Raw genomic sequence first — 22,855 nt, 5'->3', positions numbered from 1 at the left:
GCAGCGGGCGCACGCGCGGATAGATTGGACTCAGCCCAGCAGGGGCAGCGCGGGCAGGGTCAGGAAGTCCGCGAACTCCTCGGCCAGGGCGACCTGTTCGAAGAGCTTGGCGGCCTCGCGCCAGCGCCCACCGGCGTAGGCCTCGTCGCCCAGCTCGGCCCGGAGCGCGGCGAGCTCCTCGGCCACCAGACGGCGCACCAGGTCGGCGGTGGCCTTCTCGCCCGTGTCGGAGAGCACCACGCCGTTGTGGATCCACTGCCAGATCTGCGAGCGGGAGATCTCGGCGGTGGCGGCGTCCTCCATCATGTTGAAGATGGCGACGGCACCGAGGCCGCGCAGCCACGCCTCGATGTAGCGGACCCCGACCTGGACGGCGTTGTGCAGGCCGGCGTGGGTGCAGTGGCCGCCGGCGCCGGCGATGTCGAGCAGCTGGGCGGCCGTGACGGGCTCGGCCGGCCCCGGGTCGTCCTTCTGGTTCGGGCGCTCGCCGAGGACGGCGTCGAAGCAGGCACGGGCGACCGGGACGAGGTCCGGGTGGGCGACCCAGGAGCCGTCGAAGCCGTTGCCGGCCTCGCGGTCCTTGTCGGCCCTGACCTTCTCCAGGGCGGCCGCGTTGACCTCGGGGTCGCGGCGGCTGGGGATGAAGGCGGCCATCCCGCCGATCGCGTGCGCGCCGCGCCGGTGGCAGGTCTGCACCAGCAGCCGGGTGTAGGCGGCCATGAACGGGGAGGCCATGGTGACGGAGTTGCGGTCCGGCAGGATGTAGTGCTCGCCGGCGTCGCGGAAGTTCTTGACGATCGAGAACAGGTAGTCCCAGCGGCCGGCGTTGAGCCCGGCGGCGTGGTCCCGCAGCTCGTAGAGGATCTCCTCCATCTCGAACGCCGCGGTGATGGTCTCGATCAGCACGGTGGCCCGGACGGTGCCGTGCGGGATGCCGAGCGCCGCCTGGGCGTGGGTGAAGACGTCGTTCCAGAGCCGGGCCTCCAGGTGGCTCTCCGTCTTCGGGAGGTAGAAGTAGGGGCCGGAGTTCGGGTCCTCCGCGCCGCGCGCGAGCAGCCGCGCCGCGTTGTGGAAGAAGTAGAGGCCGAAGTCGAGGAAGGCCCCGGCGACCGGCCGGCCGTCGACCAGCAGGTGGTTCTCGTCCAGGTGCCAGCCGCGCGGGCGGACCACGACGGTGGCCAGCTCGGCGGCCGGCCTGAGGGTGTAGGCCTTGCCGGCCGAGGAGGTGAAGTCGATCCGGCCCTCGAAGGCGTCGATCAGGTTGATCTGGCCACCGACCACGTTCTCCCAGGTCGGCGAGGTGGCGTCCTCGAAGTCCGCCAGCCAGACCCGGGCGCCGGAGTTGAGGGCGTTGATGACCATCTTGCGGTCGGTGGGGCCGGTGATCTCGACCCGGCGGTCCTGGAGGGCGCGGGGGGCCTCGGCCACCGTCCAGTCGCCCGCCCGCACGGCGGCCGTCTCGGGGAGGAAGTCCAGGGTGCCGGTTTCGGCGATCTCGGCACGGCGGGTCCTGCGGCGCACCAGGAGCTCCTGCCGGCGGTCCTCGAACGCGCGGTGGAGGCCGACGACGAAGGCGACCGCCTCCGGAGTGAGCACCTCCTCGGCCCGGTGGACTCGCGGACCGGCGACAGTGACGACCGGAGCGGCGGGGGAGGCGCCGGCGGGTCCCTGATCTGTAGCCATGAGCAGGACACTCCTAAGACGGTTGAGCATGGCGAAGGCAGTTCCGGTGGGAACGTCCTTGATCTGAACCGAGGGGAAACCCCACCTGTCGGAGGGTTCGATTCTGTAAGGTGGAGACTAGTTTCCGCGATACAGAATTTCAACGGTTTGTTGAGGTGATCGCTGGGACTCTACTCCTCCCCCGACAGCGAAGGGAACGCCGGTGGTTGCGACCCCCGACACAGCATCGACGACGGGTCCGGACCGCGCGAGCGGCGGCGTGCAGTCCGTCGAGCGCGCCTTCCTGCTCCTGGAGGCGCTGGCCGACTCCGGGGGCGTGGCGACGCTCAGTGAGCTCTCCACCTCCTCCGGGCTGCCGATGCCCACCATCCACCGCCTGGTTCGTACCCTCGTGCAGCAGGGCTATGTCCGCCAGGACACCGCGCGCCGCTACACCCTGGGCCCCCGGCTGATCCGGCTCGGCGAGACGGCCGGGCGACTGCTCGGCAGCTGGGCCCGCCCCTACCTGGCCGAACTGATGGAGGCCACCGGCGAGACGGCGAACCTGGCCGTGCTGGAGGGCGGCGAGGTGGTGTACGTCGGCCAGGTGCAGTCGCGGCGCTCGATGCGGATGTTCACCGAGGTCGGCCGCCGGGTGCAGCCGCACTGCACGGGCGTCGGCAAGGCGCTGCTGGCCCAGCTGCCCGAGGAGGAGGCGCGGGCCGTGCTCGGCCCGAACCCGCTGCCGGCGCACACCTCCTACACCGTGACCGACCCGCAGGAGCTGCTGGTCCAGTTGGCGCAGGCGCGTGAGCGCGGCTACGTGGTGGACGACCAGGAGCAGGAGATCGGGGTCCGCTGCATCGCGCTCGCGGTACCCGGCGCGCCGACGCCGACGGCGCTCTCCGTCTCCGGCCCGGAGGCCCGGATCCGGGCGCTGGAGGAGCAGGCCGGCGCGGCCTCGCTCGTCCCCGTGATGCACCAGATCGCGGCCCGGCTGGGGCAGGTCCTCGCCCCCTGACGGACGATCACCGCTCCTGCCGCGCAGGGAAGGCCGGGTGGCCTCCGGCGTGCCGTTCCTCCGTTCGGGCGGCCCGAGGGCGGGGTGCGACGAGGACGGCGAGCCGGTCGGTCACGCTGGTGCCGACGCGGCCCGCAACGGTGCGGACCGCCGGAACGCAGAGGGCAGGGTGAGCGACGATGTCGCGCAGAAGGTCCGCACTGAGATTCCTCGGCAGGGCGCTGACGGTGGGGTGCGCGGTGACCGCGCTGGCCGCCGGGTCGGCGGGGGCCGCCTGCCCGGGCGCCGATCCCGCGGTCGGGGATGCCCCGGCGGCGGAGGTCGCGCCACTCGCGGTGCCGGCCCCGTCGAACTCCGACCTGGAGGTGATCCGGCTCGACCCGGACGCCGTCGCGCCGGAGGGCATGGTCACGTTGCACGCCTTCATCGCCAACCGCGGGCCGGACAGGACGGCCTCGCCGTTCACCGTGGTCGTCACCCTGCCGGAGGGTGTCACGCCAAGGGAGCCGTTCTACCCGGAGAACTGCACCGCGTTCCAGAACGGCCACCGGGTGCGCTGCCAGTTCCCCCCGGGCCTGCCGAGCCTCGAGAGCGCCACGGCACTGATCCCGCTGAAGGTCGGCGCCGACGTCCCCTACGGCGAGCTGCACGGCGGCTACGTCGCCATCAGCAGTGCGGACGACCCGAACTCGGAGAACAACAAGCTGCCGTTCACGATGAACATCGTCGAGCCCCCCGACAGCTTCTGACCGGACCGGCCAGGGCCGTACCGAGCCGGGCCCCGACGACTCAGCGCGGTACGGCTGTCCTGAGCCGTACCGCGCCGGGTGCGTTCCGGTCCGGGTGCGTTCCGGTCCGGGTGCGTTCCGGTCCGGGTGCGTTCCGGTCCGGACCGGGCGCCGATCGGCCTAGCGGTAGACCCGGACGTAGTCCGCGGCGAAGGTGATCGGGGCCGTGCCCTGCGGCGCGGCGTGGTACTGCCCTGCACTCAGGGACAGGTTGAGGATCAGGTACGCGGACCAGTTGGCGCCGACGCCCTTGCCGTCCGAGAACACCTTCGTACCGTTGACGTACCAGTCGACCGAGGTGGCGCCGTAGTGGGTGCCGATGGTGACCCAGCCGTCCTTCGCGATCGCCTTGGCGTCGGTGTAGTACAGGTGGCCCGGGTTGACGTGGTTGGTCAGCTCCAGCAGGTTCGGGTTGTCGGGGTGGTACTCGAAGGAGTCGATCTCCCCGTTGCCGTTCTTCCAGGTCCACAGGGCCGGCCAGGCCCCCGTGCCGGCCGGGAGCTTGACCCGGGTCTCGGCGTAGTCGCCGGTCTTCACCTGGAAGCCCTCGCTGGAGTACTCGGTGGTGAGCAGCCCGGTGTCCCAGGACTTCTTGCCGTTCTCCAGCGTGTTGGCGCCCGGCTTGGCGGTGAACGTGGCGACGCCGCCGGCCACCGAGACGTTGTTCTTGTTCAGCCAGTCCAGCTTGTTGTCGTCCGGGTTGTGGTTGCCGTAGTGGTAGGCGCTGCTCTTGTCACCCGTCCAGCGCGAGCCGTAGGCGATCGGGCCGTTGAACTCGTCCGACCAGGTCAGCGACTTCCCGGCGACCGGGGCGCCGGTCGCCGGCGCGGTGGGGGCCGGGGCGGTGGGCGACGGCGTGGCGGTCGCGGTGGGCGACGGCGTCGGGGTGGGCTTGGGGGTGGCGGTCGGGCTCGGGGCGGGGGCGACGGTCGCGTCGGAGACCGCGAGCTGGCGCGAGGGCAGGTTGTGCCAGGTACCGCCGAGGTCCTGCCAGAAGCCGAACTGGGTGTACGTCCCGGCGGGCAGGGTGCGGGCACCGGTGGTGATCGACAGGCCGCCGGGGCAGATCTGCGCGTTGGAGACGTTGCCGGGGAAGTCGAGGTTGCGCCCGGCCGCGTCGCGGACGCCGACGCCGACGGTCTTGGCCGTGAAGCAGGACGAGGAGTGGACGGTCAGCGCGGCCGTGGTGGCCTTGCCCGCGACCATGGTGGCCGGGGCGAGCCTGTCCTGGGTGACGGTCGGCGCGGTGGCCGCCTGGGCGCCGGTGAGCGCCGGGACGCCGAGCAGGCCGGCGCCGCTGATGGCGAGCGCTCCGGTGGCGGCGAAGGCGGCCTTGCGGCCTCGGTGGGAGGGGCGGGCGTGGCGCGGGGTCGCGCGCCGGGCAGGCTTCTGCATGGCGGTGTCCTCTGTAGACGCCTGCGAGGTGAGCTGTCGGGTTCGGGCTGAGGTTGCCCGGCCGCCTGTGGGAGCGGCTTCACCCCTAGCCTCGGTCCGCACGCGCGAGCGCGTGCGCCGGGCACTGACCTGGGTCCCCCGCTCCCGTCCGCTGCGGTGCTCGACTGCCGACCGGCGGGTGGACAGGACTCGGCGTCCCGACGGCGGGGTCCGCGAAGACGGACTCGTGCAGGCTAGGCAGGCCGCTCGAATGTCGACAAGCCGACAGGGGGTGTTGTCGCGCAGCTCACAGTGCGAGCCGTCCGGAGTGGATCAAGTCACCGGGGAAGTTGATCAGTTGGAGACGGGGCGGGGCGTGGGGCGGGCGCGGGGCGGCCGACGGGGTCGGCGGCGGGTCGGCGAGCGGGTGGCGGAGGTCCGGCCGGGGTGGGCGCGGACCGGGGCGGGTGCGGACCGGGGCGGGTGCGGACCGGGGCGGGTGCGGACCGGGGCGGGTGCGGCGTACCGGCCCGGTGTCCGCTCCGTGGCCTGGTGCCCGCATGTCCGCCGCGAAGGTCGGCCGGTCGGATAGGTTGGGAGTCCAGCCGTACCGCACAGACGAGAGACGAGGACCCGCTCCGCCATGACCGCGCCCCTGCCCGCCTTCGCCGGCCGCACCTACCTCTTCCAGGTCGACAACGGCGCGGCCTTCCGCAACGCCTACTCGCCCGACGGCAAGCGGCTGCGCTGGGAGGGCCTCGGCGAGTCGGCGGGCCAGTGGGAGGACGTCGCGCTGCACATCGCCGAGATCGGGCCGGAGCTGTACTTCGTCAGCTGGACCGAGCAGAGCGGCATCACCGTCAGCCACGTGATGGACCTCGGCAGGCTGACGGTGCGCGCGTTCTGGACGTACGAGGGCGAGGGCGGCCGGGTCGGCGAGCTGCACACCGGGACGCTGGAGCCGGTGGCCTGAGCCGTGGCCTGAGCGCTGCTGTACCGGCCGTGCCGTGGCGCCCCGCGCCCGTCCGGGTCAGGGGTCAGACCGCGCGGTCCGGCACACTGAGGCGCTGGGAGAGCCACTCCAGCGAGGACGGCAGCAACCTGCTCCAGGTCTCGAAGTTGTGGCCGCCGGTCCTCATCATGCTGTAGGAGACCTTCATGGGCGCGTGCGCGGCGGCCACGAAGGCCTCGGTGTCCCGGCGGTAGTCGCCGTCGCCCTCCCTGGTCCCGGCCAGCAGGACGGACACCTCGGGCTGCGGCAGGTTCTTCAGCCGCCACATCAGGTCGGCCTCGTTGCGACGCTGCTGGCTGCCCTTGAAGAGGTCCCCGGTCGTCGGGTCGTCGGCGGCCTGGTAGTAGCCGGAGAGCGAGACGGCGGTCGGGAAGACCTCCGGGTGCCGCATGGCGAGCTTGAGGGCGCAGTAGCCGCCGGTCGAGTTGCCCATGAATCCCCAGGCCCGCGGGTCCGAGGAGACCCGGTAGGTCGCCTGGATCGCGGCCGGGACGTCCTTGGTGAAGTACGTCTCCGACTGCGCGCCGCCCGGGATGTCCTCGCACTCGGTGTCCTGCGGGAGTGCGGGCGAGGGGCGCATCAGCACCATCACGGTCGGCTGCATCCGACCCTCCTGGAGCAGCTTGAGCGCCGCGCCCGGGTAGTTCAGCCGGGTCACCAGGTTCTTCGCGATGCCGGGGAAGCCGGTGCTCACGATCACCGCCGGGAACTGCTTCTGCGCGTACTCCGGCTGGAAGTACTGCGGCGGCAGGTAGACGTACCCCTCGGTGGAGAGCCGTGTGGCGGCACCGTCGATCCGGACCTCGCGGATCTCACCGGACTGCTTCGGGTCGCGACCCAGCGCCCCGCCGCCCTTGACGGACGCGTGCCCGATGGTCTCCACCTGCAGGCGGCCGGACGCGTCCGCCTTGTTCTGGATGACGACCGGGCCGTTGCCGCCGGTGCCGAGCAGGTCGTCCCAGCTGCTGTAGAAGGCGAAGTAGTTGTTGGCCACCAGGCCCAGTGCGGCGAGCACGGTGAGCTGGGTGGCGAGCAGTGCGCCGATCCGGCCGAGCACCGCCTGCCAGGTCGTCTTCGACAGTCTCGGCCACAGCCAGACCGTGCCGGCCATCATCACGACGGCGATCAATACGGTCAGCGCCAGCACCTTGTGGCTCGTCAGACCCATGTCCTACTTGCTCCCACGCCTCGAACTCCCCCGCCCCCGTCGTCAGGACAACTGTCAGGACAACCGGAACGGCCGCCCCGGTTCCCCCGTCCACCACGGAAGCCACCACCGAGGCGCGATCAACAACCCTAGCGGCCCGCCGGGCCCCCGTGGACCCGCCGACCAGCGGGTACGGCGGGCCGGGGCGGTGCCGGGACCGCGGGAGAGCGGGCTGGCACGAGCGGAGTGACGGGCAGTGTGACGGGCAGTGTGACGGGCGGGCCGGGCTGAGGTCGCGTCAGCTGACGCTGCTCCAGAGGCGCAGACCGGCGGTCAGTTCGCGCATGCACCGGGCGCCCAGCTCCTGGGGCGAGCCGGGCCCGGCGGCGGGGGCGTCGGAGAAGGCCCACTCCTCCAGGGCCACCCGGATGGCGGTGGTCGCGGCGGCGGCCGCGAGCCGGATCTCCAGCTCGTCGGTACCCCGGGGGCAGCGGGCGGTGAGCACCGCGCGCAGCCGCTCCTCCGAATCGGCGTGCACGCGCTGCCAGACCGAGTCGAGACGGGGGTCGCGAAGCAGGTCGCGGGTCCAGTGCATGGCCTCCACGCCCGGGGTGTCGGTGGGCGTCAGCGACTCGACCGCCGAACGCTCCAGCGCCTCGCGGACCGGCAGATCCGCCGAGCTCTCCGCGAAGAGCAGCACCCACCGCCGGCCGCCGGCCGCCAGCAGCGGGGCGACGGCGTCCTCCTTCACGGAGAAGTAGCGGTAGAAGGTGCGCACCGAGATGCCGGAGGCGAGCGCGATCTCCTCGGCGGTGGTCGCCTCGGCCCCGCGCTCGGCGAAGAGCGCGGCGGCGGTACGGGCGATCTCCAGCCGGGTGGTGTCACGGCGGCGCTGGTTCAGGGTGGGGCGTCCGATCACAGCACTCAGCGTACGCGGACCGACGCACGCGGTGGCGCGACGTGCCGGGATGGCGTGTTGTGCCGGGATGGCGTGTTGTGCCGGGATGGCGTGTTGTGCCGGAGTGGCGTGACACGCCCGGGTGGCGCGGCGTGCCTCGGCGGCGTTCCGCGCCGGGCGGTCGTCAGCGGTATGACCGTCCAACCGAATCCGCGTGGCACATCATGCCACTTTGGCCCGGCGCGACTTATTGGCACGATGTGCCACTTCGGCGTACCGTGTCGTTCGAGGTCGCGAGACCACGAACGAACGGAGAACCACCATGGAGCGCTTCAGCGGGCGGAACGTCCTGATCACCGGCGGCGGCTCGGGCATCGGCCAGGCCACCGTGCACCGGATCCTCGCCGAGGGCGGGCGGGTCGTGGCGGTCGACGTCGACGAGGACGGCCTGAAGGCCACCCTGGACCGGGCGACCGGTGACGGGACCGCCGACCGGCTGACGACCTCGGTCGTGGACATCTCGGACGAGGCCGCCGTCCGCGCGGGCGTGGCCGAGGCGGTGGCCGGACTCGGCGGGCTCGATGTCCTGGTCAACGCGGCCGGGATCCTGCGCTCCTCGCACACCCACGAGACCAGCCTGGAGTTCTGGAACACGCTGATCGCGGTCAACCTGACCGGCACCTTCCTGATGACCCGCGAGGCGCTGCCGGCCCTGCTCGCCGACGGGCGGGGCGTGGTGGTGAACTTCAGCTCCACCTCCGCGACCTTCGCGCACCCCTACATGGCCGCCTACGCCGCGACCAAGGGCGGCATCCAGTCGTTCACCCACGCGATCGCCTCGGAGTACGCCAAGCGGGGACTGCGCGCGGTCTGCGTCGCCCCGGGCAGCATCGACAGCGGCATGACCAACAACCCGGGCCTGCCCGCCGACGCCGACTTCAGCCTGCTCGCCAAGCTCTCCCCCGCGCTCGGCCAGGGCTTCGCCGGGCCGGAGACGGTGGCCGGCGTGATCGCCATGCTGGCCTCGGACGACGGCGCCTTCGTCACCGGCACCGAGATCCGGATCGACGGCGGCACCCACATGTGACCCCCGACCGGGCGGCTGGCCGACCCGGTGGGCCCCGGGGGCTGTCCCGGGGCGCCGAGGTGGCCTTTACTGGAGGTGAGGGCACCCGAGCCGGCGGACGGACGCCGCACCGTGTCGCCGCCGCCGGTGGTTCAGCAGCCCGCCCGGCAGGAGGCCGTGCCATGAGTTCACCGTCGCGGGAACACGCCTTACCCCGTCTCGTCGTCGACACCCCCGGCCGGCTCCGGGGCGAGGTCTTCGAACTGACCGACCGGCCGCTGCTCGTCGGCCGGGACGCCACCTGCCAGATCCGGGTGGGCGAGCCCGGCGTCAGCCGGCGCCACGCCGTGGTGCAGCGGTCGGCCGGTCACACCACCGTCGAGGACCTGGCCTCCACCAACGGCACCCGGCTCAACGGCCACCCGGTGCACGGACAGGAGGAGCTGCACGCCGGGGACGTCCTGGACTTCGGCCCCTTCGAGGTGCACTACGAGGACCCGTGGGAGGCCGCCACCGCCATCCTTCCCGGCCCCGGCACGGGGGACCCGGCGCAGAGCCCGGCGGAGCGGCCCGCCGATGTCACCCGGACCGCCGCGCTGCCGCTCCAGCCGGAGCCGTCGGAGCGCCAGGAGTACCAGGAACGTCAGGAGTACCGGCAACCGCAGGAGCAGCCGCGCGGGCTGCGGGGTCCGCTCGTGCCGCCGTCGGCGCCGCAGCAGCAGTACCCACCACAGCAGTACCCTCCGCCGCCGCAGTACCCGTCGGCGCGGCCGCCCCCGCCGGGCCGACGGCCGCCACCGCCCGGGCCGCCCGACCGCCCGGCGACACCGCCGTACGGGGCGGAGCGCCGGTTCGAGGTGGGGCAGCAGCAGGCGGGCAACCTCAGTAACGTCGCGGGCGACCAGTACAACTACGTCACGCAGGCCCGGCGGGAGAGCTTCTTCCGCGAGATCGCGGCCACCCGGACCAGGGCTCGGCACCTGGTGGTGGCGGGCTTACTGCTCTTCGTGGTCGGCGGCGCGGTCTACGGCTGGGCGATCATCCGCTTCATCGCCGAGACCAACGACGCGGCCAACACCGACAGCCCCGACCTGACCGTGCCCAATGTCCTCGGCCCGGAGATCGGCGGTATGCCGGTGGGCGCCATCGGCTTCGGGGCGGCCGCGATCGGCAGTGTTCTGATCCTCGTCGGAATCGTCCTGCACATCGTGGTCACCTCCCGTCGGCGGCGCTTCGAGTCGGCGGAAGCGCAGCGGCTCCAGGCGCCACCGCCCCGCTGAGACTCCCCAGCGTCCAAGGACCGACTCCCCGGAGGAACGCCATGGTCTTCAACATCGGCAACCAGCAGGGCGGCGTGATCAACAACGTCGCCGGTGACCAGACGGTCCGGGGCGGCCAGACGGGCCACTTCACGGCGGCCGGGCAGGACGTCCGCGCGCTGGTCGGCGAACTCCGCTCCGCCGCCGAGCGGGCGCAGCTGCCACCGGCGGTCGCCCCCGAGGTCCGGACCGAGCTCGACGCGCTGGACACGGAGGTCGCGCGACCGGAGCCGGACCGCGAGGCGGTCGCGGGCCGGCTCACCAGGATCACCCGCCTGCTCGGCTCGGCCGGTGCACTCGTCGCCGCCGGTACCGGCCTGCTCGGGCCCCTCTCGGCCCTGGCGGGCTGGCTCGGCGCACTGGGACAGCCGATCCTCCGGGCACTCGGCGGCTGACCCGGGCCCCGGCCGGGCGGCCGCCCGCCAACGCGGCACCGCCCGGTCCTCAGCGGTCGGCCTGGGGACGGCGCAGCCCGTACCGGTCCGCCGAACCGCTCTCTGCCTTCTCCTCCTCGGCCCACCGGCTCGGCACATCGGGCCGGCCGATCCTCCGAGCACTCGGCCCCGGCCGGGCGGACGCCCGCCAACGCGGCGCCGCGTGGCCCGCAGCACAGGGCCGACGGAACGACCAGTGCACTCTCCGCAGCCCTGACCGGCCTACTCGGACCGCACTCCACCCCGGGGAACGGCTCGACGCTGCGGACGGCTGTGCCGAACGCGCCGACCCCACCGGCCCGGCAGCACGAGCCCTCGACGAACGCCCACGAGCCGGCCGCCGCGCTCGCCGCGACCGGTATCGGTTTGCCCGGCCCGCCGGGCAGCCCACCCGAGGCCCGGTCGAGCGGCCCCGCCGGGCAGGCGACGCAGCGGGTCGGTGAGCAGCCCGCGGAACAGCCGGTGCACCTGTCATCGGCTCGGACCGCCCCCACCCCGGTGGGTGGCAGCCACTGCGGCCCGGCGGCGCAGAGCGCTCAGTGGAGCGCCCAGCGGACGGCCAGAGCCTGGGCGGGGTTGGTGACGAGGAGGCGTCGGGCCAGGTCCGGGCCGAACTCGCGGTCCAGGCGCGGAGCTACGGCCGTGAGCAGGTGGGTGGGCCCCGGGCTGTGCCGGGCGGTGCGGGTGGTGGTGTCACCGCCGAGGAGCAGCCGGTCGGCGTGGCCGGCCTCGACCAGCGCGGCGACGGTGTCGAACAGGTGGTGGTCGGTGGCGTGATGGGCCCGGGAGGGACCGTCCAGGGCCAGGTAGGCGCCGGAGCCGGCGAGGTGCCGGTGCAGCCGCAGGTCGGGCAACCGGTTGAGGTGGCCGAGGATCACCCGGTGGGCCGGCACGCCGTGCTGCCCGCAGAGCAGGTCGAGGACGTCCGGGGCGGCGGTCCCGAGTTCGTGGTGGACGGCGATCGGCGCGCCGGTGGCGTGGTGCGCCTCGGCCGCCGCCGCCATCACCCGGCGGGTGTGCGGGCCGAGGCCGTGGTAGTCGCCCGCCACCTTGATCAGTCCGGCCCGGACGCCCGCGGGCGCGGCGCGCAGACCGGTGGTCAGCTCGGCGGTGAACAGCTCGGCGAGCCCTTCGTAGCGCTCGGCCAGCCACCGCGGGTCGTAGTGGACGTCCTGGTGCAGGCCGGTGGCCGCGACCAGGTGGACGCCGGTCGCGCGGGCGAGACCGGGGAGCGCGAAGGCGCCGCGGCCCATGCCGTGCGGGGTCCACTGGACCATCGCCCGGCCGCCGGCCGCCGCGAAGTCGCGCAGCACCCGCTCGGCGGCCGCCGGGTCGTCCAGTTCCTCGCCGGGCAGCCGGGGGCTGCGCAGGAACAGGTGGTCGTGGGCGTCACAGACGCCGAACTCGGCCGGGTCGAGGTCACCCAGAACGGTGCGGACGGCACCGCCCCCGGCGCCGGCGGCAACCTCGGCGGCACTGTCGACAGAAGCGCTCACGCGGCCCGGCCCCCGGTCTCCGCCTCGGCGAAGGCGGTCTTCGCCACCCGCAGGGCGGCCAGGGCCTTGGGCACGCCGACGTAGGGCGCGAGGTGGACCAGCACCTCGGTGATCTCCTCTCTGCTCAGCCCGACCCGCAGGCTGTTGCGGACGTGGTCGGCGAGCTGCGGCTCCACCCCGCCGAGGGCGGTGAGCGCGGCCAGGTTGGCCACCTGGCGGTCGCGCAGCGCCAGCCCGGGCCGCTGGTAGGTGCCGCCGAAGAGGCTGGTGACGATCCAGTCGGCGAAGCCGGGCGCCAGCGCGTCCAGGCCGGTCAGGGTGGCGGCCTGGGTCTGCGGCCCGGCGAGTTCGTCCAGGAGCGCGTAGCCGGCGGCGCGGTCGAGCGGGGCGGGGACGAGGTCGGCGGTGTTCACGGGATGTGGTCCTTTCACCAGTGGCGGCCGGCGGGCAGCCGGTCGAGTTCGGGGGTCGACAGGTGCAGCACCCGGTAGCGGGTGCCCGGGGCGTCCTCCGGGACCGGGCCGCTCCAGAGCGCGATGCGCAGCAGTTCCCAGCGGTCGGGGTCGACGGCGACGGCCGCCGTGTGCAGCGCCGGGTGGTCGGGCAGGGACGCGAGGGCGGCCTCGACGGCCTCGGCCGGGTCGGCGCCGTCCGGGAGGGGTTCGAGGTGGCGGCTGGCGAAGCCGGCGGACCCGTCCGCGTCGCCGCGCAGCAGACCGCCGCGCGGCGGTCCGTCCCGGCGCGGACCTCCGTGGCGCAGACCGGCGCCGAGCCAGTGTCGGACGGCCGGACGGCCGAAGTCGGCGCTCAGGCCCCGGAAGCCCGGGCCCCAGAGGAAGCTGTTCATGCCCTCGGCGGTCCGCCAGAGGTAGAGCGGGGCGTACTGGTTGACGGGCGAGTCGTCGCGGCCGCGCTCGCGCACCAGGTACGCCTTGAGGCCGAGGCCGGGGTAGGCGTCGAGCAGGTGGCCCTTCTCGGCGACCCGCCGGTGGATGATCCCCATGTCGTAGTCGGCGGGGAGGGTGATCTCGTACTGCATGGCGTGCACGTCGGGCTCCTGGTGGGGCTTCGGACAGGGCGGGGCGGCTCACCTCGGCCGGTAGGCGGTCTCGGCCGGTGCGGTACGCGGCGAGCAGCCCGCGGGCGCCCGGGACGGCCCGGTCGAACGGCTCGGCCGTACCGGCGGCGCGGGCGAGCGGGTAGCCGCCCTGGCCGACGCCGACGCGCCGCTGGATCGCCTCGGGGCCGGCGCCGACGCAGCCGCTCTCCCAGAGGATTTCCTGGACGCTCTGGACGAGACGGTCCTGGGTTGCCGTTGCCATGCGGCGACTGTACCTACTGGTACGTCTGATGTACATACCAGTAGGTACAGAGCCGCGATGGCGGCTGCCGGAGCCTCGGGAAGCGGGAGCCTCACCGGGTGACGGCGGTGAGCGCGGGGCCGCCGGTCAGGGCAGCTCGCGGCGGATCACCGGGGCGACCTCGGCGGCGAACAGCTCCAGCTGCTCGTGCTGGACCTCCTCGGTGAGGGCGTCCACGCCGATGCCCACCACCTCGTTGCCGAACGCCTCGTGATAGCGGTGGATCTTCTCGATCACCTGCTGCGGGCTGCCGACCAGCGCCGAGCCGCGCTCCAGCGCGTCCTCCAGCGACTCGAACGGCGAGTTGTTGTGCCTGCCGGCCGCCGAGCCGAGCAGGGCGTCCCAGTACGGGCGGAAGCCCTCGATCGCGTCCTGCGAGCGCCTGGCGACGAACAGGCCGCCGAAGCTCGTCCCGACCCGGGCGTCCTTGGGGTCGCGGCCGTAGTGCTCCCAGCGCTCGCGGTAGTGGTCGACCAGCGCCTTGTACTTGGCCAGCGGATGGAAGGAGTTGGCGGAGAACAGCGGGTCGCCGAAGCGGGCGGCGAGGTCGGTGGACTGTTCGCTGGTCGCGCTGCCGTGCCAGACCGGGATCGGGTCCTGGTACGGACGCGGCGAGGTGGTGACCTCCCTGAGCGGCGGGCGGGTGCTCCCCTCCCAGCTGACCTTCTCCTCCCGCCAGAGCCGGTGCAGCAGTCCGTAGTTCTCGGCCAGTGCGTCCCACTGGCGGTCCTCCGGCAGCCCGAACAGGTCGAAGTGGCGCGGGTCGTTGCCCTTGCCGATGATCAGTTCGAGTCGGCCGCCGGAGAGTTGGTCGAGCACCGCGTAGTCCTCCGCGACCCTGACCGGGTCCAGGATGCTGAGCACCGTGACGGTGGTGAAGAGCCGGATCGTGGAGGTGCGGGCGGCGATGGCGCTGAGCAGCACGGGGGGCGCCGGGGAGAGGAACGGTTCGCCGTGCCGCTCCCCCACGCCGTAGCCGTCGTAGCCGAGCCGTTCGGCGGTGACGGCCTGGTCGATGACGTTGTGCAGCTTCTCGTAGGTCGTGCGCCGCACTCCGGTGACGGGGTCGGGTCCGTTGGAGACGAGGGACGAGACGGTGAACCGCATGGCGGTCTCCTTGTGGGGCGTTCGATGGTCGCTCGGCGGGGTGCGCCGGCGCTCGACGGGGATCCACCGGGGAGGTCCGGGGATCCGGAGGGAAACGGGGATCCGGGAGGAACGGGGATCCCGGGGGAACGGGGATCCCGGGGGAACGGGGATCCCGGGGGGAACGGCGGCGCGGCGCACCCGGGCCCCGGCGGCCCCGCGCCCAGGGGCCGATCGCGCTCACAGGGGAGCGGCGGCGGGGCGGGAGAGGAGCTTGGGCGGCGGCGGCGTCAGCGCGAGCCGCGGACGGGGCGACAACAGCGCGGGAGAGCTGCGCAGATGGTCATACCGGCTCCCCTTCGCCTCGCACACACACGATCCACCGCGAGCATATGCACCGGTCAGGGGCGGGGCAAGAGCTTGATCGGGGCGACGGTCCTGGCAGGATGTCCGGCATGACGTACCTCGCCGCGGATGACCGCTATGCCTCGATGACCTACCGCCGGGCCGGCCGCAGTGGCGTCCAGCTGCCCGCCGTCTCGCTCGGCCTGTGGCACAACTTCGGTGACGCCCAGCCGCTGGAGGTGCAGCGGGCGGTGCTGCGCCGCGCCTTCGACCGGGGCGTCACCCACTTCGACCTGGCGAACAACTACGGCCCGCCGTACGGCAGCGCCGAGCGCAACTTCGGCTACCTCTTCGCGCAGGACTTCCGCCCGTACCGGGACGAGATGTTCATCGCCAGCAAGGCGGGCTGGGACATGTGGCCCGGCCCGTACGGCGACGGCGGCAGCCGCAAGTACCTGCTGGCCAGCCTGGACCAGTCGCTGGGCCGGATGGGCCTGGACTACGTGGACGTCTTCTACTCGCACCGCCACGACCCGGACACCCCGCTCGAAGAGACGATGGGCGCGCTGGACTCGGCCGTCCGCTCGGGGAAGGCCCTGTACGCGGGGATCTCCAACTACCCGGCCGAGCAGCACCGGGAGGCCGTCGCGATCCTGCGCGAGCTGGGCACCCCGGTCCTGCTGAACCAGTCCGCCTACTCGATCCTCGACCGCTCCGTGGAGGAGGGGGTGCTGGACGCGGTCGGCGACACCCGGACCAGCCTGATCGCCTACTCCCCGCTCGCCCAGGGGCTGCTGACGGACCGCTACCTCTCTGGTGAGGTGCCCGCCGGGTCGCGGATGTCGGTCGGGCGGTTCCTGAACAAGGAGGCGCTGACCGGCCCGAAGCTGGAGCAGCTGCGCTCGCTGAACAAGGTCGCCGAGCGGCGCGGGCAGACCCTCGCCCAGCTGGCGCTGTCCTGGGTGCTCCGCGACGACCGGGTGGCATCGGTGATCATCGGCGCGAGCAGCGTCGCCCAGCTCGACCAGAACATCGACGCGCTGAACGGCGGCCCGCTGACCGCCGAGGACCTCGCGGAGATCGACGCGCTCAGCCGCTGAGCCGTCCTGGCCGCCTGATCCGGCCGGTCCGAAGTCCCGGCAGTCCGTACAGTGCCGCCCCGAGCTTCCTCGGGCGACACCGCGTGACCTGCCGGGACTTCGGGCGTTGTACCGTCCGCACACGTCCTTCGAGACCCTGGAGTCCCCGTGCGGACGCTCCTCCTGCGCACTCTCGCGCGCTTCGCCCGACAGCTGGCACTGACCTCGCCGGTGCCGTTCCCCGTGCTGCCGGGCACCTTCGCCCCTCCGCTAACGGCGGCCCACGCCGAGCGCGGGTAGCACCGTCTCGGCGACCCGGTGCGCCTCTTCGAGCAGCGGGTTGCCGGAGAGGATGAAGGTGTCCACACCGAGCGATTCGAACTCCTGGAGACGCTCGACCACCTGGGCGGTCGAACCGACCACCGCCGTACCGGGGCCGGGGCGGAACAGGCTCATCCCGGGCCACAGGTTCGGGTGGCTCTCCAACTCCCTCGCCCGCGCGGGCACTCGGCCCCCGTGCTGGCGGAACTGGCGCTGCCAGCCGACACCGTCCTCACCGGTCGCCCCGCCGAGCTGCCGGGCGTAGGTGGCCTCGCTGGTGACGTCGAGCAGCCGGTCGGCGGCGGCCCAGGCCTCGTCCTCGGTGTCGCGGACGATCAGGTGCAGCCGCAGGCCGATCCGCAGGGTGCGCCCGTACGCGGCGGCGCGCTCGCGGACCAGGTCCAGCTTCTCCCGGAGCTGCTGGGGCGGTTCGCCCCAGGTCAGGTAGACGTCCACGTGCTCGGCGGCCATCTCGATACCGGCCGCCGAACTGCCGCCGAACCAGAGCGGGATGCCGCCCGGCTGGACGGGAGCGAGTTCGCGCAGGCTCGCGCCGGCGTTCTTCAGGTCGTAGAACTCGCCTTTGTGGTCGAAGACCTCACCGGAGGTGAGGCGCCGGACGATCGACCAGTATTCGGCACTCAGCCGGTACCGGTCGTCGTGCTCGACGTCCAGGCCGTACTCGCGCAGCTGCGCGGTGGAGCCGTTCACGACGTTGAACCGGAGCCGGCCGCCGTGCAGGTGGTCGAAGCTGAGCGCCATCTTCGCCAGCAGGGTGGGCGAGATGAGCCCGGGGTGGACGGCCAGCAGCGGCTTGAACGCGGGGGTGGTGGCGGCGGCCAGCGCGTTGCCGAGGTCCCAGACGTCGTAGAGGTCGGTCGCCAGCAGCGCACCGGTGTAGCCCAGGCGCTCGACGCTGCCCGCGAGTTGCTGGAGGTAGCGCAGGTCGACCGGGCGTCGGCCGGCCGGTTCCCAGGGGTAGTGGCCCTCGCGCGGGATGATGTACCAGAGGACTTCGGAGGCCATCGGGTCAGACCGCCTTGGCGAGTGCGGCGGCCACCGGGGCCTCCAGCGCGGGCAGATGGGCGTCGGCGACGGTCAGCGCGCGGTCGATGAAGCCGACGCCGTGGAAGATGTCCGCGGCCTCCTGCTGCTCGGCGACGAACTCAGCGGTGGCGGGCTCCAGCCGCCACGGCAGGGCGGTCAGCGCCTGCTCCCAGTCCTCCACCGCCCCGCCCAGGTCGGCGGCGGCGATCGCGGCCGCCTCGGCCGGGTGGGCGGCCACCCAGGCATCGGCCCGGCGCAGCGCGGCCGCGATCGCCGCCACCACCTCGGGGCGCTCGGTGGCGAAGTCCCGGCGGGTGAAGAACACCGAGCGGTCGGTGATGACGTCACCGGTGCGGATCAGCTCGCGGAACCGCCCGCTCCGGCGGGCGGCGGCTAGTTCGGCGCCCTGGGCGATCCAGCCGAGGATCTCGCCGTCGCGCAGCCGCTGCGCCTGGTCCTCGTCGGCGGCCGGGCGGACCGGGGTGATGTCGGTCGCGTAGGAGAGGCCCTCGGCGTGCAGCGCCTTGGCCAGCAGGTGGGTCTGCCAGGAGCCGACGGCCAGCACGACGGTGCCGCCCCTCAGGTCGGCGACGGAGGCCACCGGGCCGTCGGCGAGCACCAGCAGCGCACCGTGGTCGGGGCGGGGAGCGGAGACCGCCGCGTACACCAGGTCGTGGCCGGCGGCCTGGGCGGTGACCGGCGGGGTGGAGCCGGTGCCGCCGAAGTCGATGGTGCCGTCGGCCAGCAGGGCGCCCGTACGGGTGCCGTCGGCGTAGTGGTGGAAGACGCCGGTCTCACCGAGCGGGGCCAGCTCCTCGGCCAGGTGGTCCAGCCGGGAGAGGTAGTAGAGCGAGGGGTTGCTGGCGTGGACGCCGAGGGTGATGGCCATGGTGATCTCCGGTGTACTGGCGGGGACTTGGGGGGTGGGGAATGCGGAGCGCGGGGTCAGTGGACGCCGAGGTCGGCGAGCAGGCGGCGGCGCAGCTCGGCGAAGGCCGGGTCGGCCGGGTCCCGGGGGCGCTCGACGGCGACCCGCTCGTCGCGGACCAGCCTGCCGTCCCGCAGGACGGCGACCCGGTCGGCGAGCCGGACGGCCTCCTCCACGTCATGGGTGACCAGCAGGACGGCCGGGCGGTGGCGGCGGACGAGGTCACCGACCAGGTCCTGCATCCGTAGCCGGGTGAGGGCGTCCAGGGCGGCGAACGGCTCGTCCAGGAGGAGGAGTTGCGGCTCCCGGACGAGTGCCCGGGCGAGCGCCGCCCGCTGCGCCTCACCGCCGGAGAGGGTGGCCGGCCAGGCGTCGGCGTGCTTCTCCAGCCCGACCTCGGCGAGTGCCCGCAGGGCGGTCTCCCGGGTCGCGGCGCCGCGCGGCAGCCCGACGGTGACGTTGGCGAGCACCCGCTTGGACGGCACCAGGCGGGGCTCCTGGAAGACCACCGTGCGGACCGGCGGAACGAGCACCGTACCGGCGTCGGCCCTGTCCAGGGCGCCGAGGATCCGCAGCAGGGTGGTCTTGCCGGTTCCGCTGGCGCCGAGCAGGGCGACGAACTCGCCCCGGGCGATGGACAGGTCCACCCCGTCGAGGACGGCCCGGGTGCCGAAGACCCGGCGCAGGCCGCGCAGGTGGACGGCGGGGGCGCCGTCCCCGGCCACGACGGCGCCGGTGGTCGGGGTCGCGGTGGTGGCGGTGGTGGTCGGGGTGCTCATCGGCCCGCTCCTTGGGTGGCCTTGCGCCAGGGCATCAGGAAGCGCTCCAGGAGGCGGACCACACCATCCGCGGTGAGGCCGAGCAGCCCGTAGATCAGGATGCAGACGGCGAGGACGTCCGTGCGCGAGAAGTTCTGCGCCTGGGCCATCAGATAGCCGATGCCCTCGGTGGAGTTGATCTCCTCGGCGGCGATCAGCGCGATCACACTGAGCGTCATCGAGAGCCGCAACCCGGAGAGCAGCGAGGGCAGCGCACCGGGCAACACCACGGTGCGGACGATCGCCCAGCGTCCGAGACCGAAGCTGCGCATCGCCTCGATCAGCTTGCGGTCGGTGTTGCGCACGCCCCCGGAGGTGGAGACGTACATCGGGAAGCTGGTCGCGACCCCGATCAGGGCGATCTTCGCCGTCTCGGTGATGCCGAACCAGACCATGAAGAGCGGGACCAGGGCGAGGAACGGCACCGTGCGCAGGACCTGCACCGCGGAGTCCAGCAGCTCCTCGCCCAGCCGGAAGAACCCGGTGACGACGCCGAGCACCAGCCCGGCGCCGGCCCCGAAGACCAGGCCGAGGCCGGCCCGGGTGAGCGAGACGGTGAGCGCGTCGGTGAGCTGGCCGTTGCCCCAGAGCTCGCCGACCGCGTCGGCGACCTGGGCGGGCGAGGCGAGCACGTCCTGGGTGAGCGCCCCGGTGGCGGAGGCCAGCGCCCAGCCGCCGAGCAGGGCGAGCGGGCCGATGGTGCGCAGGATCAGCGCGACGGCGCGGGGCCGGGGCGCGGGCAGCCGGGTGCGCGGGGCGACCAGACCGGCTTCGAGGGCCGCGACGGTGCCGTCGTCGGTGGCGGCGGCCCCGGTGGCGCCTACGGTGGCGTCCCCGGTGGCCTCCCGGGTGACGGCGGGCGCATCGGTCACGGTGCTCACTTGGCACCGTCCGCGAGGGTGGCGATGTCGATCAGGTACGGCTTGACGTCGACCAGCTGCTTGGTGACCTTCTGGTCGGCGAAGAACGCCGCCACCGTGGCGAAACGGGCGGTGTCGGCCTCGGTGATGACGTCGGCGGTGGCGCTCTGCCGGGTGACGGCGACCGCGATCTCCTTCTCGGCGGGGGTGACGGCGGTCGGCCCGGAGTCGGTGAACACGTTGAGGTAGCCCGCCGGGTCCGCCTTCTCCTTCAGGCCGCCGTCGTGCAGGTAGGCGTAGAAGGCCTTGACCACCTCCGGGTGCTTGTCGGCGAAGCCGTTGCGCACCGCCCAGACCGCGTAGTTGTCGGAGCCGACCTCCTTGCCGTTGACCAGGAAGTGCGCGCCGGAGTTGGCGATCGACGGGGTGGAGAAGGTGTTCCAGGTCGCCCAGGCGTCCACCTGGCCGGAGTTGAAGACGCCCGAGGTCTGGTCGGCGCGCAGGTAGACGCGTTCGACCCGATCGGCCGGCACGCCGCTCTTCTCCAGGGCCTTGAGCAACAGGTACTCGCTGGTGCCGCCCTGGCTCACCGCGACCTTCCGGCCGGCCAGGTCCTGGACGGACTTGATGGGCGAGTCGTTCTTCACCAGGATGCCCTCGCCCACGCCGTCCGGCGCCGTCTGGGCGAACAGCTTGAAGCCTGGCTTCTGCGCCAGGGCGGCGACGGCCGAGGTGATCGACCCCAGCGCGACGTCGAGCTGGTCGGCGGAGAGCGCCTGGGCGGCGGGGGCGAACGGGCCGGCGCTCCCCGTCCAGGCGACCTTGGCGTGGACGGCGGCGAGGGCCCGGTCGAGCGAGCCGTCCTTCTTGCCCAGGGCGAGGAAGCCGCTGTTGCCCGGGTCCGGCAGACGCAGCACCACCTCGGCCCTGCCTCCCCCGTCGGCGGAGGCCTTGGCGCCACCGGCGGACGAACCGCAGGCGGCCAGGGCGGTGGTGGTGAGCAACGCGGTGGCGGCGAGGGCGAGGCGGCGGGTCTTCACGGTCAGCTCCAGGGGGATCGGCAGGCCGGCGGGCGCGGCAGAGGGCAGGACAGCGGCGGGGGCGGCGGGGGCAGGACAGCGACGCGGACAGGGCGGCGCGGCGGGTGGGGCGGCGGCGTGGGGTGAGCGGCCTCAGGCCGGCCCGGCCGCGGCGCGGCGGGCGGCGAGCAGGGCGCGGGCGGCGCGCAGCGGCTCGGGGTCCGCCCAGGCGGCGACGTCGACGGGGGCGGCGAGGAAGCCCTGGCGGCGCAGGAAGCGCTCCTGCTGCTCCAACAGGCCGAGGCGCTCCTGCGAGAGGTCGAGGTGCAGGGTGCGGTGACCGCCCGCCGCGTAGGCCCCGGCGACGCCCTCGGCGCCGGCGCCGGTCTCGGCCCGCAGGATCCGGGCCACCTCGGCGGGGTTCCCGGCGGCCCAGTCGGCGGCCTCCAGGAGGACGGCCAGGAAGCGGGCGACCAGGTCGGGACGCTCGTCCAGCAGCCGCTGGTGGACGGTGACCGGGCGCGGTGTGCCGTTGTTGACCCGGCTGCGGCGGTCCGGCACGGCGTCCAGCTCGATCGCGACCTCGGCGCCGATCCGACGGGCCGCCTCGACGGCCAGCGCACCCTTGACGTACACCGCGTCCACCACGCCGTCGCGCAGCGCGGCCAGTTCGGCGGCCCACTGCCCACCGCCCGGGGCGGCCGGGACGTCGACCAACTCGGCTTCGTCCAGGGTGAGTCCGGCCGTGGCGAGGGCGCCGTGCAGGCCGGCCAGGGCCATCGCCCGCCAGAAGTCGATGCCGATCCCATGGCGTGGGACGGCCAGTCGCAGCCCGCGCAGCTGCCCGGGCGAGCCGATCCCGCTGCCGGCCCGGACCAGGACGACCTGACGCTCCTCGATCCAGGTGAGACCGATCAGCCGGGTCCGCTCGCCGCGCGAACGGGCCCAGAGCGCGGGCACGTTGCCGCCTTCGCGGAACAGGCCGGTGAGGGCGTGGGTGTAGTGGTGGTCGGCGGCCACCTCCGGCGGGGCGTCCTGGAGCGAGCGGACGGTGATGCCGTCGGCGGCGAACTCCCGGGCCAAGCGGCCCTGGTCGGCGGCGATGCCGGTGGCGGTGGGGACGGGGCAGCGGGTGAACCAGAGCGTGTCCGGGGCGTCGGCTGCGACACCGGCCGCCGCGGCGGGTGCGGCGTCGGAGGGGGCGGCATCGGCGGTGGAGCGGGCGTGGCTGGGCACGGTGGCGGGTCCTCTGGCTGGGCGGATACGGGCAGCGGCGGGGCGCGGCACCGGGCGTGGTCGGTCGGAGGGAGAGGGTTGAGCGGAGGGCTGAGCAGCGGGCTGCACGGGGGCCGACCGGGGAACCGAGTGGGGAGCGGGCGGGCGGTCCGGCCGTGACGCGGCCGGGCGACGGGCCCATGGCGGTGCGGGAGGGCACCGACCTGGGAGGGCCCGGGGCGCGGTGCGGCGTTTCGACCGGCTCGGGGGCTACGGCGGGTCAGCGACAACAGGTGCAGGGGGCGGAGCACCGGTGGGTCGTCACGGCGCTGCTCCTTCCTGCCGGTTGGGTGGTCCGGGCGACAACTCGGGCTCCGGACGGGGCCGTCCGGGGCGATGTGCCGAGCGTTCCACGGCGAGGGAGCGCGAAGCAAGCTTTTGCCACATCGTGGGATCAGTTGTTCATCAACGCCATCCCATTGCAATGCCACCGACACAATTCCGCAGCAGCGGCTGCCATAGTCTGGAACCGACCCCGGTGGACCCGCCGGGGCGCCGG

At 73.7% G+C, this 22,855-nt stretch carries 21 protein-coding genes and 1 riboswitch; of the genes, 7 read left to right on the top strand and 14 right to left on the bottom strand.

Annotated features, from left to right (window positions below):
- Window positions 1-30: 30 nt before the first annotated feature.
- Window positions 31-1,683 (bottom strand): malate synthase A, encoded by a 1,653-nt coding sequence (aceB, locus tag OG618_RS29420; protein ID WP_329490589.1) that lies wholly within the window; start codon window positions 1,681-1,683, stop codon window positions 31-33.
- A 202-nt stretch (window positions 1,684-1,885) separates the two neighbouring features.
- Here aceB and OG618_RS29415 point away from each other — a divergent pair, with 202 nt between their 5' ends.
- Window positions 1,886-2,683: an IclR family transcriptional regulator gene (locus OG618_RS29415; protein ID WP_329490588.1), complete on the top strand. Its 798-nt coding sequence runs from the start codon at window positions 1,886-1,888 to the stop codon at window positions 2,681-2,683.
- Between the two features lie 179 nt (window positions 2,684-2,862).
- Window positions 2,863-3,432 carry a hypothetical protein gene (locus tag OG618_RS29410; protein ID WP_329490586.1) on the top strand — a complete coding sequence of 190 codons (570 nt, stop codon included), beginning with the start codon at window positions 2,863-2,865 and terminating at the stop codon, window positions 3,430-3,432.
- 159 nt (window positions 3,433-3,591) lie between these two features.
- On the opposite strand, the gene OG618_RS29405 is transcribed toward OG618_RS29410, so the two are convergent.
- Window positions 3,592-4,866: a glycoside hydrolase family 16 protein gene (locus OG618_RS29405; RefSeq protein WP_329490585.1), complete on the bottom strand. Its 1,275-nt coding sequence runs from the start codon at window positions 4,864-4,866 to the stop codon at window positions 3,592-3,594.
- Between the two features lie 4 nt (window positions 4,867-4,870).
- Window positions 4,871-5,035: riboswitch (cyclic di-AMP (ydaO/yuaA leader) on the bottom strand.
- Between the two features lie 453 nt (window positions 5,036-5,488).
- On the opposite strand from OG618_RS29405, the gene OG618_RS29400 reads away from it, so the two are divergent.
- Window positions 5,489-5,818: a MoaF-related domain-containing protein gene (locus OG618_RS29400; RefSeq protein ID WP_329490584.1), complete on the top strand. Its 330-nt coding sequence runs from the start codon at window positions 5,489-5,491 to the stop codon at window positions 5,816-5,818.
- Window positions 5,819-5,882: 64 nt separating this feature from the next.
- Here OG618_RS29400 and OG618_RS29395 read toward each other — a convergent pair whose 3' ends face one another.
- Window positions 5,883-7,025, bottom strand: coding sequence for an alpha/beta hydrolase (locus OG618_RS29395; protein ID WP_329490583.1), 1,143 nt, complete (start codon window positions 7,023-7,025; stop codon window positions 5,883-5,885).
- Between the two features lie 277 nt (window positions 7,026-7,302).
- Entirely contained in the window at window positions 7,303-7,923 is a 621-nt protein-coding gene (locus tag OG618_RS29390) for a TetR family transcriptional regulator (RefSeq protein ID WP_329490582.1), read from the bottom strand.
- Between the two features lie 301 nt (window positions 7,924-8,224).
- On the opposite strand from OG618_RS29390, the gene OG618_RS29385 reads away from it, so the two are divergent.
- The 3 genes from OG618_RS29385 to OG618_RS29375 all read left to right on the top strand — a co-directional run bounded on the left by OG618_RS29385 (window position 8,225) and on the right by OG618_RS29375 (window position 10,682).
- The gene (locus OG618_RS29385; protein WP_329490581.1) at window positions 8,225-8,989 is read left to right on the top strand and encodes an SDR family NAD(P)-dependent oxidoreductase; all 765 of its coding nucleotides are present in this window, start codon (window positions 8,225-8,227) and stop codon (window positions 8,987-8,989) included.
- 161 nt (window positions 8,990-9,150) lie between these two features.
- Window positions 9,151-10,248, top strand: a complete 1,098-nt coding sequence (locus tag OG618_RS29380) for an FHA domain-containing protein (RefSeq protein WP_329490580.1) — start codon at window positions 9,151-9,153, stop codon at window positions 10,246-10,248.
- Between the two features lie 41 nt (window positions 10,249-10,289).
- Complete coding sequence (locus OG618_RS29375) at window positions 10,290-10,682, top strand: hypothetical protein (RefSeq protein ID WP_329490579.1); 393 nt, start codon at window positions 10,290-10,292, stop codon at window positions 10,680-10,682.
- A gap of 575 nt (window positions 10,683-11,257) precedes the next feature.
- Here the strand turns inward: OG618_RS29375 and OG618_RS29370 are convergent.
- The 4 genes from OG618_RS29370 to OG618_RS29355 form a co-directional block, all read right to left on the bottom strand.
- Window positions 11,258-12,217 (bottom strand): phosphotriesterase family protein, encoded by a 960-nt coding sequence (locus OG618_RS29370; protein ID WP_329490578.1) that lies wholly within the window; start codon window positions 12,215-12,217, stop codon window positions 11,258-11,260.
- A complete protein-coding gene (locus OG618_RS29365) occupies window positions 12,214-12,630 on the bottom strand; it encodes a carboxymuconolactone decarboxylase family protein (RefSeq protein ID WP_329490577.1) in 417 nt (138 codons plus the stop codon). The genes OG618_RS29370 and OG618_RS29365 overlap by 4 nt, the downstream gene beginning before the upstream one ends.
- A 14-nt stretch (window positions 12,631-12,644) precedes the next feature.
- Window positions 12,645-13,265 (bottom strand): DUF4865 family protein, encoded by a 621-nt coding sequence (locus tag OG618_RS29360; protein WP_329490576.1) that lies wholly within the window; start codon window positions 13,263-13,265, stop codon window positions 12,645-12,647.
- A gap of 400 nt (window positions 13,266-13,665) precedes the next feature.
- Window positions 13,666-14,685 carry an LLM class flavin-dependent oxidoreductase gene (locus OG618_RS29355; protein ID WP_329490575.1) on the bottom strand — a complete coding sequence of 340 codons (1,020 nt, stop codon included), beginning with the start codon at window positions 14,683-14,685 and terminating at the stop codon, window positions 13,666-13,668.
- A 434-nt stretch (window positions 14,686-15,119) separates the two neighbouring features.
- Between OG618_RS29355 and OG618_RS29350 the strand changes: the two genes are divergently transcribed.
- Window positions 15,120-16,109: an aldo/keto reductase gene (locus OG618_RS29350; protein ID WP_329490574.1), complete on the top strand. Its 990-nt coding sequence runs from the start codon at window positions 15,120-15,122 to the stop codon at window positions 16,107-16,109.
- 249 nt (window positions 16,110-16,358) lie between these two features.
- On the opposite strand, the gene OG618_RS29345 is transcribed toward OG618_RS29350, so the two are convergent.
- The 6 genes from OG618_RS29345 to OG618_RS29320 all read right to left on the bottom strand — a co-directional run bounded on the left by OG618_RS29345 (window position 16,359) and on the right by OG618_RS29320 (window position 22,317).
- Window positions 16,359-17,435 carry an LLM class flavin-dependent oxidoreductase gene (locus tag OG618_RS29345; RefSeq protein WP_329490573.1) on the bottom strand — a complete coding sequence of 359 codons (1,077 nt, stop codon included), beginning with the start codon at window positions 17,433-17,435 and terminating at the stop codon, window positions 16,359-16,361.
- A gap of 4 nt (window positions 17,436-17,439) precedes the next feature.
- The gene (locus tag OG618_RS29340; protein ID WP_329490572.1) at window positions 17,440-18,345 is read right to left on the bottom strand and encodes an ABC transporter substrate-binding protein; all 906 of its coding nucleotides are present in this window, start codon (window positions 18,343-18,345) and stop codon (window positions 17,440-17,442) included.
- Between the two features lie 56 nt (window positions 18,346-18,401).
- Window positions 18,402-19,163 (bottom strand): ABC transporter ATP-binding protein, encoded by a 762-nt coding sequence (locus tag OG618_RS29335; RefSeq protein ID WP_329490571.1) that lies wholly within the window; start codon window positions 19,161-19,163, stop codon window positions 18,402-18,404.
- Window positions 19,160-19,966 carry an ABC transporter permease gene (locus OG618_RS29330; protein ID WP_329492337.1) on the bottom strand — a complete coding sequence of 269 codons (807 nt, stop codon included), beginning with the start codon at window positions 19,964-19,966 and terminating at the stop codon, window positions 19,160-19,162. Before OG618_RS29330 ends, OG618_RS29335 begins: the two co-directional genes overlap by 4 nt.
- Window positions 19,967-20,079: 113 nt before the next feature.
- A complete protein-coding gene (locus tag OG618_RS29325) occupies window positions 20,080-21,108 on the bottom strand; it encodes an NrtA/SsuA/CpmA family ABC transporter substrate-binding protein (protein ID WP_442906963.1) in 1,029 nt (342 codons plus the stop codon).
- A 126-nt stretch (window positions 21,109-21,234) separates the two neighbouring features.
- Entirely contained in the window at window positions 21,235-22,317 is a 1,083-nt protein-coding gene (locus OG618_RS29320) for an ABC transporter substrate-binding protein (RefSeq protein WP_329490569.1), read from the bottom strand.
- Window positions 22,318-22,855 lie beyond the last annotated feature (538 nt).

This window comes from Kitasatospora sp. NBC_01246 (assembly GCF_036226505.1).
GTDB lineage: Bacteria > Actinomycetota > Actinomycetes > Streptomycetales > Streptomycetaceae > Kitasatospora.
Note: the sequence above shows the minus strand (reverse complement) of the source record. Positions and strands in the feature narration are given on the sequence as shown.